Source organism: Roseibium sp. R5 (assembly GCF_055755305.1).
In genome coordinates this window covers 1,176,655-1,191,316 of sequence record NZ_CM146910.1, presented here as the reverse complement: position 1 = coordinate 1,191,316, position 14,662 = coordinate 1,176,655, and the positions used below count along the sequence as shown (strand labels likewise).

General features: G+C 57.0%; 14 protein-coding genes and 1 pseudogene. 5 read left to right on the top strand and 10 right to left on the bottom strand.

Translation table 11 applies throughout. From position 1 onward, the window contains the following. Positions 1-16: 16 nt before the first annotated feature. Positions 17-901: an HpcH/HpaI aldolase/citrate lyase family protein gene (locus AC0J4F_RS05435; protein WP_473025632.1), complete on the bottom strand. Its 885-nt coding sequence runs from the start codon at positions 899-901 to the stop codon at positions 17-19. A gap of 301 nt (positions 902-1,202) precedes the next feature. Between AC0J4F_RS05435 and AC0J4F_RS05430 the strand changes: the two genes are divergently transcribed. After that, positions 1,203-1,664 (top strand): GNAT family N-acetyltransferase, encoded by a 462-nt coding sequence (locus AC0J4F_RS05430; RefSeq protein ID WP_008193861.1) that lies wholly within the window; start codon positions 1,203-1,205, stop codon positions 1,662-1,664. Positions 1,665-1,674: 10 nt separating this feature from the next. Here the strand turns inward: AC0J4F_RS05430 and AC0J4F_RS05425 are convergent, their stop codons facing one another. Then, positions 1,675-2,724, bottom strand: a complete 1,050-nt coding sequence (locus tag AC0J4F_RS05425; RefSeq protein WP_473025631.1) for a DUF2125 domain-containing protein — start codon at positions 2,722-2,724, stop codon at positions 1,675-1,677. Between the two features lie 126 nt (positions 2,725-2,850). On the opposite strand from AC0J4F_RS05425, the gene AC0J4F_RS05420 reads away from it, so the two are divergent. Continuing rightward, a complete protein-coding gene (locus AC0J4F_RS05420) occupies positions 2,851-3,381 on the top strand; it encodes a gamma-glutamylcyclotransferase (protein WP_209176429.1) in 531 nt (176 codons plus the stop codon). A gap of 2 nt (positions 3,382-3,383) precedes the next feature. Here AC0J4F_RS05420 and AC0J4F_RS05415 read toward each other — a convergent pair whose 3' ends face one another. Genes AC0J4F_RS05415 through ftsE form a run of 4 tightly spaced genes read right to left on the bottom strand, consistent with a single transcriptional unit; the run spans position 3,384 to position 6,700 of the window. Continuing rightward, positions 3,384-4,151 carry a lysophospholipid acyltransferase family protein gene (locus tag AC0J4F_RS05415; RefSeq protein ID WP_473025630.1) on the bottom strand — a complete coding sequence of 256 codons (768 nt, stop codon included), beginning with the start codon at positions 4,149-4,151 and terminating at the stop codon, positions 3,384-3,386. Between the two features lie 56 nt (positions 4,152-4,207). Beyond that, positions 4,208-4,939 carry a YdcF family protein gene (locus tag AC0J4F_RS05410; RefSeq protein ID WP_133952783.1) on the bottom strand — a complete coding sequence of 244 codons (732 nt, stop codon included), beginning with the start codon at positions 4,937-4,939 and terminating at the stop codon, positions 4,208-4,210. A 53-nt stretch (positions 4,940-4,992) separates the two neighbouring features. Continuing rightward, entirely contained in the window at positions 4,993-6,033 is a 1,041-nt protein-coding gene (locus AC0J4F_RS05405) for a cell division protein FtsX (RefSeq protein ID WP_420339343.1), read from the bottom strand. Positions 6,034-6,040: 7 nt separating this feature from the next. Further along, a complete protein-coding gene (ftsE, locus tag AC0J4F_RS05400) occupies positions 6,041-6,700 on the bottom strand; it encodes a cell division ATP-binding protein FtsE (RefSeq protein WP_133952781.1) in 660 nt (219 codons plus the stop codon). Between the two features lie 196 nt (positions 6,701-6,896). Between ftsE and AC0J4F_RS05395 the strand changes: the two genes are divergently transcribed. From AC0J4F_RS05395 to AC0J4F_RS05385, 3 genes are read left to right on the top strand one after another with little or no spacing between them, the layout of a single operon-like run. Further along, positions 6,897-7,850, top strand: a complete 954-nt coding sequence (locus tag AC0J4F_RS05395; RefSeq protein WP_473025629.1) for a zinc-ribbon domain-containing protein — start codon at positions 6,897-6,899, stop codon at positions 7,848-7,850. 2 nt (positions 7,851-7,852) lie between these two features. After that, entirely contained in the window at positions 7,853-8,413 is a 561-nt protein-coding gene (hpt, locus tag AC0J4F_RS05390; RefSeq protein WP_409686456.1) for a hypoxanthine phosphoribosyltransferase, read from the top strand. Positions 8,414-8,415: 2 nt separating this feature from the next. Next, a complete protein-coding gene (locus tag AC0J4F_RS05385; protein WP_008196491.1) occupies positions 8,416-8,811 on the top strand; it encodes a response regulator in 396 nt (131 codons plus the stop codon). A 77-nt stretch (positions 8,812-8,888) separates the two neighbouring features. On the opposite strand, the pseudogene AC0J4F_RS05380 reads toward AC0J4F_RS05385, so the two are convergent. The 4 genes and pseudogenes from AC0J4F_RS05380 to argH all read right to left on the bottom strand — a co-directional run bounded on the left by AC0J4F_RS05380 (position 8,889) and on the right by argH (position 14,654). Then, a pseudogene (locus tag AC0J4F_RS05380) lies at positions 8,889-11,435 on the bottom strand (TIGR02302 family protein). A 183-nt stretch (positions 11,436-11,618) separates the two neighbouring features. Continuing rightward, complete coding sequence (gene lysA / locus AC0J4F_RS05375; protein ID WP_133952777.1) at positions 11,619-12,893, bottom strand: diaminopimelate decarboxylase; 1,275 nt, start codon at positions 12,891-12,893, stop codon at positions 11,619-11,621. Between the two features lie 48 nt (positions 12,894-12,941). After that, positions 12,942-13,166, bottom strand: a complete 225-nt coding sequence (locus AC0J4F_RS05370) for a hypothetical protein (RefSeq protein ID WP_008193782.1) — start codon at positions 13,164-13,166, stop codon at positions 12,942-12,944. Positions 13,167-13,268: 102 nt separating this feature from the next. Continuing rightward, entirely contained in the window at positions 13,269-14,654 is a 1,386-nt protein-coding gene (gene argH / locus AC0J4F_RS05365; RefSeq protein WP_008190438.1) for an argininosuccinate lyase, read from the bottom strand. Positions 14,655-14,662 lie beyond the last annotated feature (8 nt).

Genomic DNA, 14,662 nt, shown 5'->3' with positions numbered 1-14,662 from the left:
GTACTCTCTGAATTGTCTACGAGCGGGCCGCGATCGCGTCTGCAATCGCAATCACCCGCTTGCCCATGTCCGCATGTAGCCGTTCGACCATCTTTCCGTCCACCTGAATTGCGCCTTTCGATGCATTTTCGGGAAGATCGAATATCTCGTTGATTTTGCGTGCCCAGGCCACTTCGTCCTCAGTCGGGCTGAACGCCGCGTGGCAGGACCCGATCTGTTTCGGATGTATCAAGGTTTTTCCGTCCATCCCCATTTCAGCCCCCTGCGCACATTCGGCGGCAAAACCTTCCTCATCCTGAAATGCGTTGTAGACGCCATCTAGGATGTCGATGCCACCAGCCCGCGCAGCCGCGACACAGGTCATCAGCCACGGCATCATGACCGCCCGGCCCGGCGCCAACCGCGCACGGGTCTCCTTGGCCAGATCATTGGTGCCCATGACAAAGCAGGACAGGCGGACTTCCGGATCCCGTCCACAGGCCCCAATGGCGCCAGCATTCAGCATGGCCTCCGGCGTTTCCATCATCGCCCAAAGCTGGATTGAGCTCGACGCGCCATGCATCGACAAAAGATGCGCGACTTTTTGCAGATCAGCCGGGCCATTGACCTTGGGAACGAGGATCGCATCCGGGTTTGCTTTGACGGCAGCCTTCAAATCGTCATCGCCCCAGACAGTGTCTAGGCCATTGATCCGGATAACCACTTCCCGCTCGCCATATCCGCCTTCCGAGACCGCAGTCACGATCTGCTGACGCGCTATTTCCTTTGCATCTGGCGCCACTGCATCTTCGAGATCCAGAAGTAGGCAGTCGACATCAAGGGTTTTGGCTTTTTCGAGCGCGCGGGCATTGGACCCCGGCATGTACAGCGCGGAGCGGCGGGGCTTGAAGGTCTCACTCATGAAAGGCGTCCGTGGTTCTTGTTGCTGCGCAGCACGCTAACGGCAACGATCCACGGAATCCACTCGCCTTTTGGCTCACTCCGCTGCGGTACCCGGCGCGGATTTCTAAAAGAACAGATTGAGAGGCCAGAGCGTCGGCTCCGAATTGAGGCCTTCCTTTCGCCCTCTTGATTTGGGCGGATGAAATCATGAACTCCGGAAAAACAAACGACCACCAGGCAATTTTGATTCAAGTCCTTGATCCCCGAACGCCTTTTGGACATGGTGGGCGTCGCTTCTGTTCCTTATCTCCGGAGATTTCATGAGCAAGACGGAAATCAAGGCTCTCGGGCTCGATGACGCCCATCAGCTTGCCCCGCTCATTGCCGAAAATGCACAGGCCCTGAAACGCGGCGCCCCGCGCCGGCCTGACGAGTTCTATGCCGAACGGATCCTTGGCGACAAAACCGCAGAGGTCCTTGGCGCGTTCAACGGCGACACTCTGATCGGCTTTGCGGTCTATTTCGACCTGCCGGAACTGATCACAGGCCTCCGGATCGGCCAGCTGGATGACATCTATGTCCATCCGGACCATCGCAATCAGGGGATCGGCCGGAAACTCATCGAAACACTGGTGAGTGAAGGTCAAAGCCGCGGTTGGCTACACCTGCGCTGGATTGTGCCGGGTAAGAATACGCCTGCGGTCGCACTTTATGAAAAGATCGCAGAACCGGATCACCGCAAAAGCTACGTCATTCCGATCGACCGGATTGCCGGCGACTGATCCATCGGCCTCAGGATCCCGCCTGAAACAAGGGTGGGATCCGGCCAAGCGTGACAAATCCCATTCGCATCAGACCATTGTCGATCAAAAGCGGTATCTCGATCGCGGGATCACCGTGATGGTCCGTTCCAGTCGGTTGAAGACTGGACAACATGCTTTCTACAATACTGAATTCATTGCTGTTCGGCGGAAAGAGTGGCCGGATGGAGTTCAACATGTCGCCGGGTTGAACGAGGGTAAGCGTCAATGTGCCGGACAAAGCCCCGGCCCCGTTCACAGTCAGATCGCCCCTGCCGCCAAAACGGCTCGCGCCAAGCGCCACTTCGGCCAGGACCAATCGCACTGGCAATTCGCCGCCATTTGCCAGCACAAGCGAGCGCAGGTCGGCACCAGACAACAACGGTGCGCCATTGAGGACCTGTAGATGCATCCGTGCATCCACCGGATTGGTCAGTGACGGCAGCTGTTCCACCATCAGGCCATCAATGGAGAAAAACCCATCGACTGCACCGGTCGTCTCTGGCGATGGACGCAAATGAAATTCAGCCTTTTCGGACACGACCCGTGCTTCAGCGGCAGGGTTTTGAACTCTCAAAGCCGGCTTGGTAACAACAACATCGACCTTTCCGAGCGCTTCGGTGGAATATCTGGCGCTGGCTCGAGCTGTTTCCCAGGTCAATTCGCCGGAAATACCCGCCAGAGGCAACGATAGGGCTGCCGGTGTTGCGGCCTCGAAAATGACATGCCAGGGATTGTAGACCAACGCGACTGCGGTCAGACCGCCCACGGCACTTTCGCTGCCGGACAAATCAAGTGATTTCAAATCATCACAGCGGATTTCGTAGCGCCATGGATAGCCGCCGATCGTCAGGTCATTACACGTGACTTCTGTGCCTTGCTCGGAGAACCGGCCGAATTGCACGTCCAGTTGATCAGCCAGGACAGTACGTCCGTAAGCCCAGGCTCCGGACCAACCGGCAACCACGATGACGATGAACCCGATCAGAAGAAGATACTTACGTTTGCTTGGTGTTTTTCCGGCGGCAGTATCAGAAGACACGAATGAATTCTCCTTCAGACATCAAACAAATCGCGGCAGCATTGAAACGACCGGCAACGCTTGGTATCCCGGCATGTCCGTAACCACATGGCTTGAGACCGGGCGCAAGCGAAGAGACAGGATGATATGAGCGATTTTTGGGTGTTTGGCTACGGGTCATTGATGTGGAACCCGGGATTTGACCACTTGCATGCCGAACCTGCTCTTCTGCATGGCGCTCATCGGTCCTTATGCGTTTATTCGTGGGTCCACCGGGGTACCGAAGCCCGGCCTGGGCTTGTCTTCGGCCTCGACAATGGCGGCACCTGCCGGGGCATGGCATATCGGGTCGCAACGGAGAACTGGCCGACAACGCTCGAATACCTCCGTGCCCGCGAGCAAACGACCATGGTCTACAAGGAACATTGGCACAACATCTCTCTGGATAGTGGCCAGAAGGTGGAAGCCCTGGTTTACATGGTCGATCATGGCCATCCGCAATATGCCGGTGCCTTGCCCCTGGAGAAACAGCTCGAAATAGTCAATGGCGCCGTCGGGAAATCCGGACCGAACCCGGAGTACGTCATCAACACGGCGGCTCACCTCGATGAGATGCAGATCACCGATACCGGGCTGACTTGGCTCGCCGAGCAGTTAAAAACAGTCACGAAACGTTAGGGTTAGGCATCTGTCGAGGCTGGAATGTTTTTCAATACCGGCGACGGGTTATCGGCGGAGCGGGCTTCCTCGATCAAGCGATTGCTGGCGGTTTCGATCTTTTCGATCATTGTGTCGTAGAGCTCTTGCGCTTCCAAACCCGGCAGGATTGACGGCAAGATCTCGACAATGACCGTTCCAGGGTGAACCATGAAGGATGCCCGCGGCCAATAAACGCCCGCGTTATGAGCGATCGGGACAACAGGGCACTCCAGGTTCTTATAAAGATGCGCAATCCCGAACTTGTATTTGGGCTCCGCACCGGCGGGACGGCGCGTGCCTTCCGGGAAAATCAGAATCTGGCGTTTATCTGCAATCTTTTCCTTCGCGGCTTCCATCATAGCAGCGAGTGCTTCGGAGCGTTTGCCGCGATTGATCGGGATCTGATCGAACTTCATTGTGTACCAGCCGAAGAAAGGCAGCCAGTTGAGTTCACGCTTCAGGATGAATGCCGGCCTTGGAAACAACGGAATAAGGCCCACGGTTTCCCACGCGGACTGGTGTTTCATCGCCGCGATGTAACCAACACTCGGCAGGTTTTCCCGGCCGCGGATCTCCACGTTGAGTCCCGCCACATATTTCATCAGAAGGATCAACGATTTGGACCAGACATGCGGGATCCACCAGCCCCATTTGCGGGGCAACAGAAGAACCGGCAGATACAACAGCATCTGAACCAGCGTGACTGAATAAAACAGGATCTGAAAAACCGTTGAGCGCAGTACGAGCATGGGACCTGTGAAGCTTGTAAGGATCAACCGCCGCTGAAACGCCGCAGGTTAAGAGCTCAGCTCATGCTGCGCACGGCAATTCGAAGTCGTGCGACGGTATACTTCACATATTCGCGGATGAGAAGACGGATCGTGGCGGGCTTGGTGTGCCAGGCCTCAAGTTGAAGATCCTTTGCAAAGACCGGGTAGCCGATCAGCGTCACATCGGGCAGCGCACCGGACAGTTCTGCAGTTGCGCGTGGCAAATGATACGCGCTTGTGACCACAAGGAGAGAATCGAACCCGTTCTTGCGAACCCAGTTTGCAGTCTCGGTCGCGTTGCCAGCCGTGTTCAAGGCAACCCGGTCCAGCTCCACGCTGCCTTCTTCCAGCGGTTTCGCAGATGCGGTGACGACAGCAATCTGTTTCCGCGTGGTTCCAGGATGCACGCCCGAAATGAGAAGGCGTCCGGCATGGCCTTCTTCGAGCAATCGGACGGCCTCACTGACACGTTCCTGACCGCCGGTCAAAACCACGATCGCATCAGCCTGCGGGCTCAAAGGAACGGTTGCCGTTGAGACCCTGTTGGCAAAGTTCGCAAATTGGATCGTTGTTCCAACGACGAAAACGGTGACACACGCCACAAGAAACGTTCGCAGAGCGAAGCGCCGTTTTACCCGCGCATCTTCGGTCACAGAGGCGCAAGAAGGGGAACTCCCCGGAGCATGTCCGCCAGGGTCGAGCCGGGTGACCGGCAGGGTTGTCCCGTTTTTGCCGCCCGCATCAATCGCGGGATCTGCCTGTGTCATAAGGAGACCGTAGAAGATGATTCGGCCAATTTCGCGGCATTTTCACGCAAAAATCAATCCACTTTCGCCAAATGTGCCTTCACCGCGAGGCCGGATGTCAATGCTGTCAACACGGCGACCAGAAACACAACACCAAAGACGCCAAAGTAGCCCGGCAAACTGACAGATACTGTTCCAAATAGGGCGGAGAGCTGGTCGGAACCAGCCTGTCCAGTTCCCTGGCGGGTCATCATATCCAAAAGCACAAAGCAAACGATCGACGCCAGGCCGCCCGAAACGCCACCCTTTAGGCCCAGCACAAGGAAGTGCCGCTGGAATTCCCGGGCAATGAAGGTGTCTTCTGCACCGACAAAATGGAGCACGGAGACAACGTCCTTGTTTCCAGCCATCGCTGCCTGCGTTGCAAAGACAACACTGAGGACCATGGATCCCAAGACAAGAAGCATGATCGCAAATCCACCAGCAACGACTGTTCCAGCCATCGCAGATAGTCTGGATGTCCAGACGGAATGGTCATCTACGCTCGCGCCCGTCACATTCTGACGGATGGTCGCCCGGAGTTGCTCAAGATTCAAAAGGGATGGATCTGCAATGGTAATCTGAATAAGCCGCGGCACGGGCAAGCCGTCGAGTTGCAAGCCATCGCCAAGCCACGGCTCCAAGAGCGCTTTTGTTTCGGAATCTGAAAGCGCGCGCACGCTATCTATTCCGGAGAATTCCTGTGCAAGCGCAACCGCCTTGTCGATCTCGCGCAGCATATCGACGCCTTCCGTCGGGCGGATCTGGATCGTAATCTCGCGCACGAGGTCGTTTTGCCACGCGTCGGCGGCATCCCAGACGATCGATACTGCGCCAACTGTCAGACAGGCGAGGAAACTCATGATCGCAACAACGAGTGTGAGCGCGCGCCCTGCCACCGACTGCGGTGGTACAATCGCTGCGGAGGGGCGGAGTTTTGCAGCATCCCCTTTGGGGGCCGATTTCGATTTCGGCGCGGGCTTACGGGCAGGTTTCTTGGGCCGGCCCGTCTTCCGCTGCGGCCGGACTGAGACTTCCGGAGCCTTTTTGCCGTCTTGTTTTTTGGACCCTGCCATTGCCTGCCTAATCGAAGATGGTAAGGCGACCCTCGGCAAGGACCATCCGCCGGGCATCCACCTGTTCCAAGAGTGCAATATCATGCGTTGCAATGACAACGGACGTTCCAAGTTTGTTGAGTTCGATAAAAAGGCGCAATAGACGCCGGGCAAGGGGCGGGTCAACGTTGCCGGTCGGCTCATCGGCCAACAGAACTTCTGGCCGGGTAATCAAGGCGCGGGCAATCGCGGCGCGCTGTTTCTCCCCGCCGGACAAGACTGGCGGTAATACATGCATTCTGTCGCCAAGCCCAACCCATTTCAGAAGGTCGATCACATCGGAGCGATATTCAGCTTCATCCTTTCCTGCGACCCGAAGCGGCAAGGCTACGTTTTCGTAAGTCGTCAGATGGTCCAGCAAGCGGAAGTCCTGAAACACCACCCCAACCTTGCGCCGGAGGGCTGGCAGTTCCTGCTTGCTGATCACACTCATGTCGCGGCCAAACACGTTGATCAGCCCGCGCGTCGGGCGCAACGACATGAACAGCAACCGTATCAAGCTGGTTTTTCCGGCACCTGACGGGCCGGTCAGAAACTGAAAGGATTGCGGCTCGATCTGAAATGTGAGGTCCTGCAGGATCTCCGGACCCATGCCATATCTTAATCCGACATTTTCGAAACGGATCACGCCCGCGACTCCTGTTGATGGGCTGCACGCTAACCGCGCGCCGTTAACGAAGCATTAAACATATAAAGGTCCACTATGCGGTGGAAAGTCCGTGATCGAACGCACTGGCCGTTGTCCAATATTTCATGCCGGAATCCACGCTGATCGATTACACTGTGACACAGTTTGAAGATGCCATGGCGAAAGGTCTTCTCAGATGAAGATCACCTGTCCGGACTGCAATACCTCCTATGGAATTAAACCTGAAGCCCTTGGGCCAGAGGGTCGCAGTGTGAAATGCGCCAAGTGCGGCAACCGGTGGTTCGTGTCTCCCAAAGATGAGGACAAGGACACGGCTGCATTCGAAGCGGATGCCGCGGAAGACGATAGCCCCGGCAAGCCGGCGGCTGACAACAAAACAGACAGCGCCAAGGACGAAGAAGATTGGGCCGCCGATGATGATGCTGGCGAAGGCGATCAGGATGACTTTGCCGCAGAGGACGACCCAGAGCCGGTTGCGGACGTCAGGCCACCGATAAAGGACACATCGCCGTCCAAGGCTGAGGCCAGCTCTCAAAAATCAGCCGCAGAAGCGGCACCAGACGTCGATCCCAAATCCGCAGATATCGAGACGCTGGCAAAGCGGCCCAAGATCATAGTCAATCCGGACAAGTTCCGGACCAACAGAATTGGCGCAATCATTGATTGGCTCTTGCGGCGGAATTACCGGCGCATTGGAGGTGTCTTGCTGCTCGGCGGAGCACTCGCCATGACTGTAATGCTGGTCTTGATGCGCGATACGTTGGTCAAACAATCCCCGGACCTTGCGAGCCTGTACAGCATGGTCGGCCTGGATGTGAACTTGCGCGGATTGGAATTCAGAAATCTCAGAACATTTATGGAAGTAGAAGACGGGCGGCGTGTTCTTGTAGTAGAAGGCTCCATTCGAAACCTACAGAAAGAAAGAAACAGCGTCCCCGCGGTCCGATTGTCCATACGAAGCGCAGACTTTCAGGAAGTTTATGCCTGGACCGTCGAACCCCGAACCAAAAACCTGAACGCCCTTGATGAAACCCGGTTCAGAACCATTTTGGCGGATCCGCCGGACGGGGCTTCCGACATTCAGGTGCGGTTCGTAGATCGCGACCAGCGCAATATTGTTCTCGAGTGACCATGACAGCCAACATTTTTACCCTTTATGACGAAGACACCATTGCAGAGCGGGTCGCCTCGCTCGCGGGGGAGATCACCAAAGCCGATCCGGACCGCTTGCTGGTGGTCGCCGTTTTGAAGGGAAGTTTTATCTTCGCAGCCGATTTGGTGCGCGCGATGCACCGTGTGGGTCTTGAACCGGAGATGGAGTTCATCCATCTATCTTCTTATGGAGCTGGCACCGAAAGCCAGGACATCCGCATATTGCGCGATGTCGAAAGTGACGTTAACGGCCGGGACATAATTCTCGTGGATGATATCCTGGAATCCGGTCGGACACTGGCGTTTGCGAAAGATCGGTTGATCAATCGGGGCGCCAAATCGGTACAGATCGCAGCCTTGCTGGACAAGCCTGAGCGCCGCAAAGCTGCCATATCTGCTGATTACGTTGGCTTTACCTGTCCTGATAAGTTTGTCGTCGGATACGGTATGGATATGGGGCACGCCTGGAGGCAATTGCCCTTCATTGGTTACGTGATTCCGCCAGAGGCGGAGGCAACGGACGGCAAGACGGGAGAGTGAGCATGGCTCGCATTCTTCTTACAGAAGATGATGAAGCAGTGCGCAGCTTCGTGAAAAGAGCGCTGGAACTCGACGGCCACACTGTGGACCCGGCAGAGGACGGCGGCGAAGCCGTGGAGATCCTGACCAGAGAAAAGGGCAGCTACGACCTGCTCCTTTCCGACATCAAAATGCCTGTGATGGACGGGATCGCATTGGCGCTTCACACTGCGCGAGACTACCCAAACCTTCCAATTCTCCTGATGACAGGCTTTGCAGACCAGCGGGAGCGCGCCAGCGGGCTCGATGCTCTCGTGCATGACGTGGTCACAAAGCCGTTTTCTCTTGCAGATATTCGCGCTGCGGTTCGTGGTGCAATCTCAGGTGTGCAGCCACAGGCGAACCGCCGTTACGCCTAAACGTTTACAGCAATGATCGAATAAAAAACCCCGCCAGGAGCGGGGTTTTTTGTGCCTTATTTTATACCGAACTCATGTCAGTACCGTTTCAGCAGACGCTCAAGATAATCCAGCTCAAGCTGCGGGCGGGACGGATCTGAGAACCGGCGGCGCAGTTCTTCGAGAATCCGCCGGGCCCGCTGAACATCAATCTCGTCAGGGATCTGAACACGGTTATTGAAGTCAGGACCCTCGGTTCGGCGCGGACGGCCGAGCGGATCTTCGTCCATCGGCGACGGTCCGCTTGGATTTCCAGCCCCTTCGCCCTGGCCCATCATTTGTTCCGTCATGCCTTGCGCGCCGCGCCGCAAAGCATCCAGCGCATCACCCTGCTGACCGAGCGCTTGTTGTCCCTGACCTTCGCCGAGCGACTCCTGGGCTTGTCCCATGGATTCACCCGCCTCACCGAGCGCCTGGTTCTGACCCATGCCATTCTGGTTCATCTGCTCCATGAGTTCCTGGAGCTTTTGAGCCAATTCGCCCTGGCCCTGCTGAAGCTGATCCAGCATCTGCTGTAGTTGCTCTTGCGTGAGCTGTTGCTGCTGCCCTTGTTGTTGCTGACCTTGCTGACCGGGCTGGCGCTCACCCTGACGCTGTTGCTGCTGGTCTTGATTGAACTGATGGGTGTCATCCATGAGCTGCTGCTGGCGTTGGATCATCTCGCCAAGCTCATTGAGCATCTCCATCATTTCGCTGGACATGTTATTTGGCATCATCTGCGGCCGACCGGCCTGCAGATTTTCCAGCATTTGCTGCATTTGAGCCAAAAGTTCACGGGCAGCATCCCGTGACCCGGTGCGGGCGAGTTCTTCAATGCGGTCCAGCATCTCGCTCAAGTCCTGCTGGCTGAGGGATTGCTGGTCACCGTTGAAGGGCTGCATGGCCTGCGGATTGCGCTGCATCTGTTCGGCGAGCGCTTGCATATACTCGCTCAGCGCCTGACGTAGTTCCTGGGTAAGCCGCGCGATTTCCTCGTCACTCGCCCCTTCTTCCAACGCCTTGCGTAACGCCTCCTGTGCCTCGCGCAGCTTCCGCTCTGCCATCGAAAGATCGCCGTCCTCGATGGACAGCGCCAGATCCCACAACAACGGCAGAAGCGCTTTGAGCTCTTCGTCCGTATTCGCCTTGATCAATTGGCGATAGGCGAAGTCCATTCCGAGATAAGTGCGCGCCTGGACGTCGAAGACATCCGGGGCCAGCATCAAGGCGTCAAACGACGTGATTACCGTCGGATGGTTTTGCGCATCCAGAGCCAGATTGCGCCGCTGTTCCACAACTGCACGTGCAAGCGGTTTGCTGAACCGGCGTTGCGGCAACGTGATCCGGTAGTGTGGTGAGATGCCTTCTTGTCCAGCCTGATCACGCGCCAGAAGGTTCAAATCCACTTCAGACCCGGCCCAGGGGTGAGATGTCAGATCCCGGATTGTTTCGCCTGTTTTCGCGGTCCCAGCCTGCGGAGGCAGGGAAAGCGGAAAAATAGGGGCATCCACCAACGGGCGCGGCACATGACCGTCAGCCCGGTTGGGATCCGGCAACGGCGTAATACGGGCTTCGGCCGAAACGACGCCGTAGTCGTCATTGACGAGATAAGAAAACTTCAGCGCCCCGCTCAACTGCTCTTCCGGGTCGTCCGTCAGGCGGATGACCGGAGCATCATCCGGGCGGACGGCAAAGACAAATGTGAGGAATGGATCGTTACCAGACTTCAGATCGACAATACCGGTCGCCTCAAGCGTCAACCGGCGTTCTTCTGGAAGCAGCATCCCCGCCTCCGCGCTCGACTGAGGCCCATCCGTTGCGGGATCAATGACTTCAGGTTCCCCCTCAGCCCCTTCCGAAAAGGTCATCACAAGCTCTTTCGCACCTTGTGTGCGAACAACGAGAACAGAACCTTCCGGGACCGAGATAGGGGCGCCCGGATCTCTCAACTGCGCGCTTTCACCAGTCAGATAGATTGGTGGCTCGCTGGTATAGAGCGGCGGCGTCACCCAGGCATCCAGGCGGCTGGGCGGTTCAACGGTCGTAAACGGATTGCGGAACGCAGACCCCAAGCGCTCATTCAATTGCGGCCCGGCTGCAAAAAAGCCGATCAGAACAAGACACACCGCGACAACGCGAATGGCGAGAGGGTCACGGCGGTAGGCTTTGGGCTGCGGCCCTTTGGAGCGGATGTCGGCCAGTGCCTGTGCCGTGCGCCGCTAATGCAGCATCCAGATCGCTTCACTCTGGCGATCGCCGGCACCGACTGACAGTTCATCCTCAAGCGTGGTCAGCGGTCGGTGACCATAGTCAGAGGATTGTTCAACCCGGGTCAAAGCTTCGCCGCGGGTCGGCCAGGAGATCTTGAACAGATCACGAGACACCCAAATGGCGGCCCCTAAGAACAGGACAACACCAATTGGCCCCATCCAGACCGGCAGGACCAGCCATAGCCCAAGCCAAGAGACACCGACAAACAAAACAACGACGATCAAAAGAGGGAACAGAGCGCGCCAGCAACGCTCGGCAAACAGCGCCCATGTGCTGTGCCGAACAAGACGGTTCAGCCGTGACCGGATCAGGGCAGGCCAACCGGCATGTTCCACGGACTCGTTCCGGATCGGATCCGGCTTGTCGTCATTGGTGTGCAAAGGCACCTCCAGATGCTCACAGAAGCAAGGCCGCCGGATAGCGTCCTGCTGCTCCTAGCTTTTGTCCACCCTTATAAGAGTGAGGCATCAGGGGCGCTCCGGCAAGTTGCTGAAACAACTAATTGCCGGAGAATTATGTCAAGAAGTCTTGAGCCAATCGGGAATTTTGTCGAGGTCGAGCAGTTCTTCGTAGCTCGGTCGCGGACGGATAACCGCGAATTGATCAGCGTTTACGAGCACTTCCGGTACCAAAAGGCGTGAATTGTATGTGCTCGACTGCACCGATCCGTAAGCCCCTGCAGAATAAACAGCCAGCATGTCACCGGCATTTACCTTGGGCATATCCCGGTTCTGGGCCAAAAAATCACCGGTTTCACAGACCGGACCGACAACATCTGCCGTGAATCGTTCAGCATTTACATCCGGCTCTGAAACCGGGCGGACCTCGTGATAGGCTTCGTAAAGGGTCGGCCGGATCAGGTCATTCATGCCCGCATCGACAATAATGAAGTTCTTGTCGGCACCTTCCTTCACATAGATGACCTCCGTGACAAGGATCCCGGCATTGCCCGCAATCATGCGGCCCGGCTCAAACATCACCTTGCAGTCAAGTTCGCGAACATGCTTCTTCACGACTTCCGCATAGGCATCCGGATGCGGTGGCGGGTCGTTGTCGGTGACATATGGAATGCCCAATCCGCCACCAAGATCGACATGGTCGATGGCATGGCCCTGGCCACGCAGATCCGTGATCAACTCGCCCAAACGCGCAAAAGCGCTGTCAAATGGCTCAAGCTCGGTGATCTGCGAACCGATGTGCATGTCGATGCCGGTGACCTTCAGGCCCGGCAGGCTTGCAGCGGTTGCGTAAACCTCACGGGCGCGCTGCCACGGGATACCGAATTTGTTTTCCGCCTTGCCGGTCGCAATCTTCGCGTGGGTCTTTGCATCCACATCAGGGTTGATGCGCATGGAGACCCGGGCTGTCTTGCCCATCTTGGTCGCGACGCGGGAAAGCTGATGCAGTTCAGGCTCGGATTCCACGTTGAAACAAAGGATGTCCTCGGTCAGCGCATAAGCCTGCTCGTTTTCCGTCTTGCCGACGCCGGAGAACACGATCTTGTTCGCCGGAACACCTGCTGCCCGCGCCCGGCGCAGTTCACCCTCCGATACAACGTCCATTCCTGCGCCCAATTGGGCCAGTGTTGCCAGAACCGCCTGGTTGGAGTTGGCTTTCATCGCATAGCAGACGAGCGACGGGATGTCGGCAAAGGCTGACGAAAACACCTCATAGTGCCGGGTTAGCGTCGCCGTCGAATAGACGTAGAACGGCGTTCCGACTTCCCGGGCGATTTCCTCGATGGCCACGTCCTCTGCGAACAGGGCACCGCTTTTATAATCAAAATGATGCAAGGGTTTTACTCATGCAGATTTGTGTTCACTTAGTGCCAGTGTTGGCCGTCAATTCCCGATCAGAGGATCGAGGATAAAGCCACCGGAACTCGCCGTCGGTGCCGGTTGTTCAGGCGTATAAATGCCTTGTGTTTCGGCTTGAACCTCCGCCGCGCTCGGCTGTGCAGCGGCCGTGGGCGTGTCCAAGGCCGCCTTTCGGCCGCAACCGGTGAGCAGCAGACCAAGACATAGTCCTGTCATCGCGAAAGTCATCATGCGGCGCGTGGTCACCATTACAGCCCTTCTGGCGGAGAGTTCCTGTTGCTTTCTCCTCGCATGACAGACCCGATTGGGCAAGACCAGTCTTGGCTGTCATGCGACAAACGGAGATAGGGTTCAGCCCTTGGCCAGCTCTTTCAGCCAGCGGCGCGCCTGTTTGCGCACATTCACCGGCGATGTGCCGCCATAGCTCACCCGACTGCGGACCGACTTGTCGACCGACAGTACCGAAAAGACCTCTTGGGTGATCTTCGGTTCAACACCCTGCATCTCTTCCAGAGAAACCTTATGCAATTCAATGCCTTTGCTGACCGCAATCGCAACAATTGCGCCGGTCACGTGGTGGGCGTCCCGGAACGGCAGGCCCAGAACCCGCACCAGCCAGTCGGCCAGATCGGTTGCCGTGGAATAACCGGAGCCGGCGGCCTTTTTCATGGCCTTCGTGACTGGTTCCAGATCGCGCATCATGCCGGTCATTGCCGCCAGAGCGAGGGAGATGCTGGCAAGCCCGTCAAAAGCCTGTTCCTTGTCTTCCTGCATGTCCTTGGAATAAGCCAACGGAAGACCCTTCATCATAACGAGAAGCGCCTGCAATGACCCATAGATCCGGCCGGTCTTGGCGCGCACCAGTTCGGCGGCATCCGGGTTCTTCTTCTGCGGCATGATCGAAGAGCCGGTCGAGAACTTGTCAGACAGCTTCACAAAGCCGAACTGAGCCGAGCACCAAACAACGATTTCCTCCGCCAGCCGGGACAGATGCATGGCTGTGAGGGACGCGGCACCCAACGCTTCAATGACAAAGTCCCGATCGGAAACAGCATCAAGCGAGTTTGCGGTCGGACGATCGAAACCAAGCGCTTCGGCCGTCATTTTCCGGTCGATCGGAAAGGACGTTCCCGCAAGCGCTGCAGATCCGAGGGGGCATTCGTTCATCCGCTTACGCGCATCCCGGACACGGCCGCGATCCCTGGCGAACATCTCGACATAAGCCAGCAGATGATGACCAAAAGTGACCGGTTGAGCAGATTGCAAGTGCGTGAACCCCGGCATGACGTCGCCAGCGTGGATTTCGGCCTTTTCGGCCAAAACCTGCATCAGTTCCGTCAGCTGAGCGTCCAGCGTGTCAAGCGTGTCGCGGACCCAAAGCCGGAAATCGGTGGCAACCTGGTCGTTGCGCGAGCGTGCCGTGTGCAAACGGCCGGCCGCCGGACCAATCAGCTCCGCCAAACGGGCTTCGATATTCATATGAATATCTTCCAAGCCCCGCGAAAACTTGAACGCGCCGTTTTCGATCTCTGACAGGATTGTGTCTAGACCTTGAACGATCTTGTCGGCATCGTCCCGCGTCACAATGTCTTTTTCCGCGAGCATGCGCACATGGGCTTTTGAGCCATCAATGTCTTGCTTATATAGCTTCTTGTCGTAGTCGATGGAGGCGTTGATTTCCTCCATGATGGCGTCCGGTCCCTCAGCGAACCGGCCTCCCCACATGCGATTGCTCATGTCCTGTC

Excerpts from the sequence above, each read along its gene's own strand:
- AC0J4F_RS05415 (WP_473025630.1), bottom strand. The coding sequence starts at position 4,151 with ATGCTCGTACTGCGCTCAACGGTTTTTCAGATCCTGTTTTATTCAGTC.
- AC0J4F_RS05435 (WP_473025632.1), bottom strand. The coding sequence starts at position 901 with ATGAGTGAGACCTTCAAGCCCCGCCGCTCCGCGCTGTACATGCCGGGG.
- AC0J4F_RS05430 (WP_008193861.1), top strand. The coding sequence starts at position 1,203 with ATGAGCAAGACGGAAATCAAGGCTCTCGGGCTCGATGACGCCCATCAG.
- AC0J4F_RS05395 (WP_473025629.1), top strand. The coding sequence starts at position 6,897 with ATGAAGATCACCTGTCCGGACTGCAATACCTCCTATGGAATTAAACCT.
- argH (WP_008190438.1), bottom strand. The coding sequence starts at position 14,654 with ATGAGCAATCGCATGTGGGGAGGCCGGTTCGCTGAGGGACCGGACGCC.
- AC0J4F_RS05410 (WP_133952783.1), bottom strand. The coding sequence starts at position 4,939 with ATGACACAGGCAGATCCCGCGATTGATGCGGGCGGCAAAAACGGGACA.
- AC0J4F_RS05420 (WP_209176429.1), top strand. The coding sequence starts at position 2,851 with ATGAGCGATTTTTGGGTGTTTGGCTACGGGTCATTGATGTGGAACCCG.
- AC0J4F_RS05385 (WP_008196491.1), top strand. The coding sequence starts at position 8,416 with ATGGCTCGCATTCTTCTTACAGAAGATGATGAAGCAGTGCGCAGCTTC.
- AC0J4F_RS05405 (WP_420339343.1), bottom strand. The coding sequence starts at position 6,033 with ATGGCAGGGTCCAAAAAACAAGACGGCAAAAAGGCTCCGGAAGTCTCA.
- AC0J4F_RS05370 (WP_008193782.1), bottom strand. The coding sequence starts at position 13,166 with ATGGTGACCACGCGCCGCATGATGACTTTCGCGATGACAGGACTATGT.
- hpt (WP_409686456.1), top strand. The coding sequence starts at position 7,853 with ATGACAGCCAACATTTTTACCCTTTATGACGAAGACACCATTGCAGAG.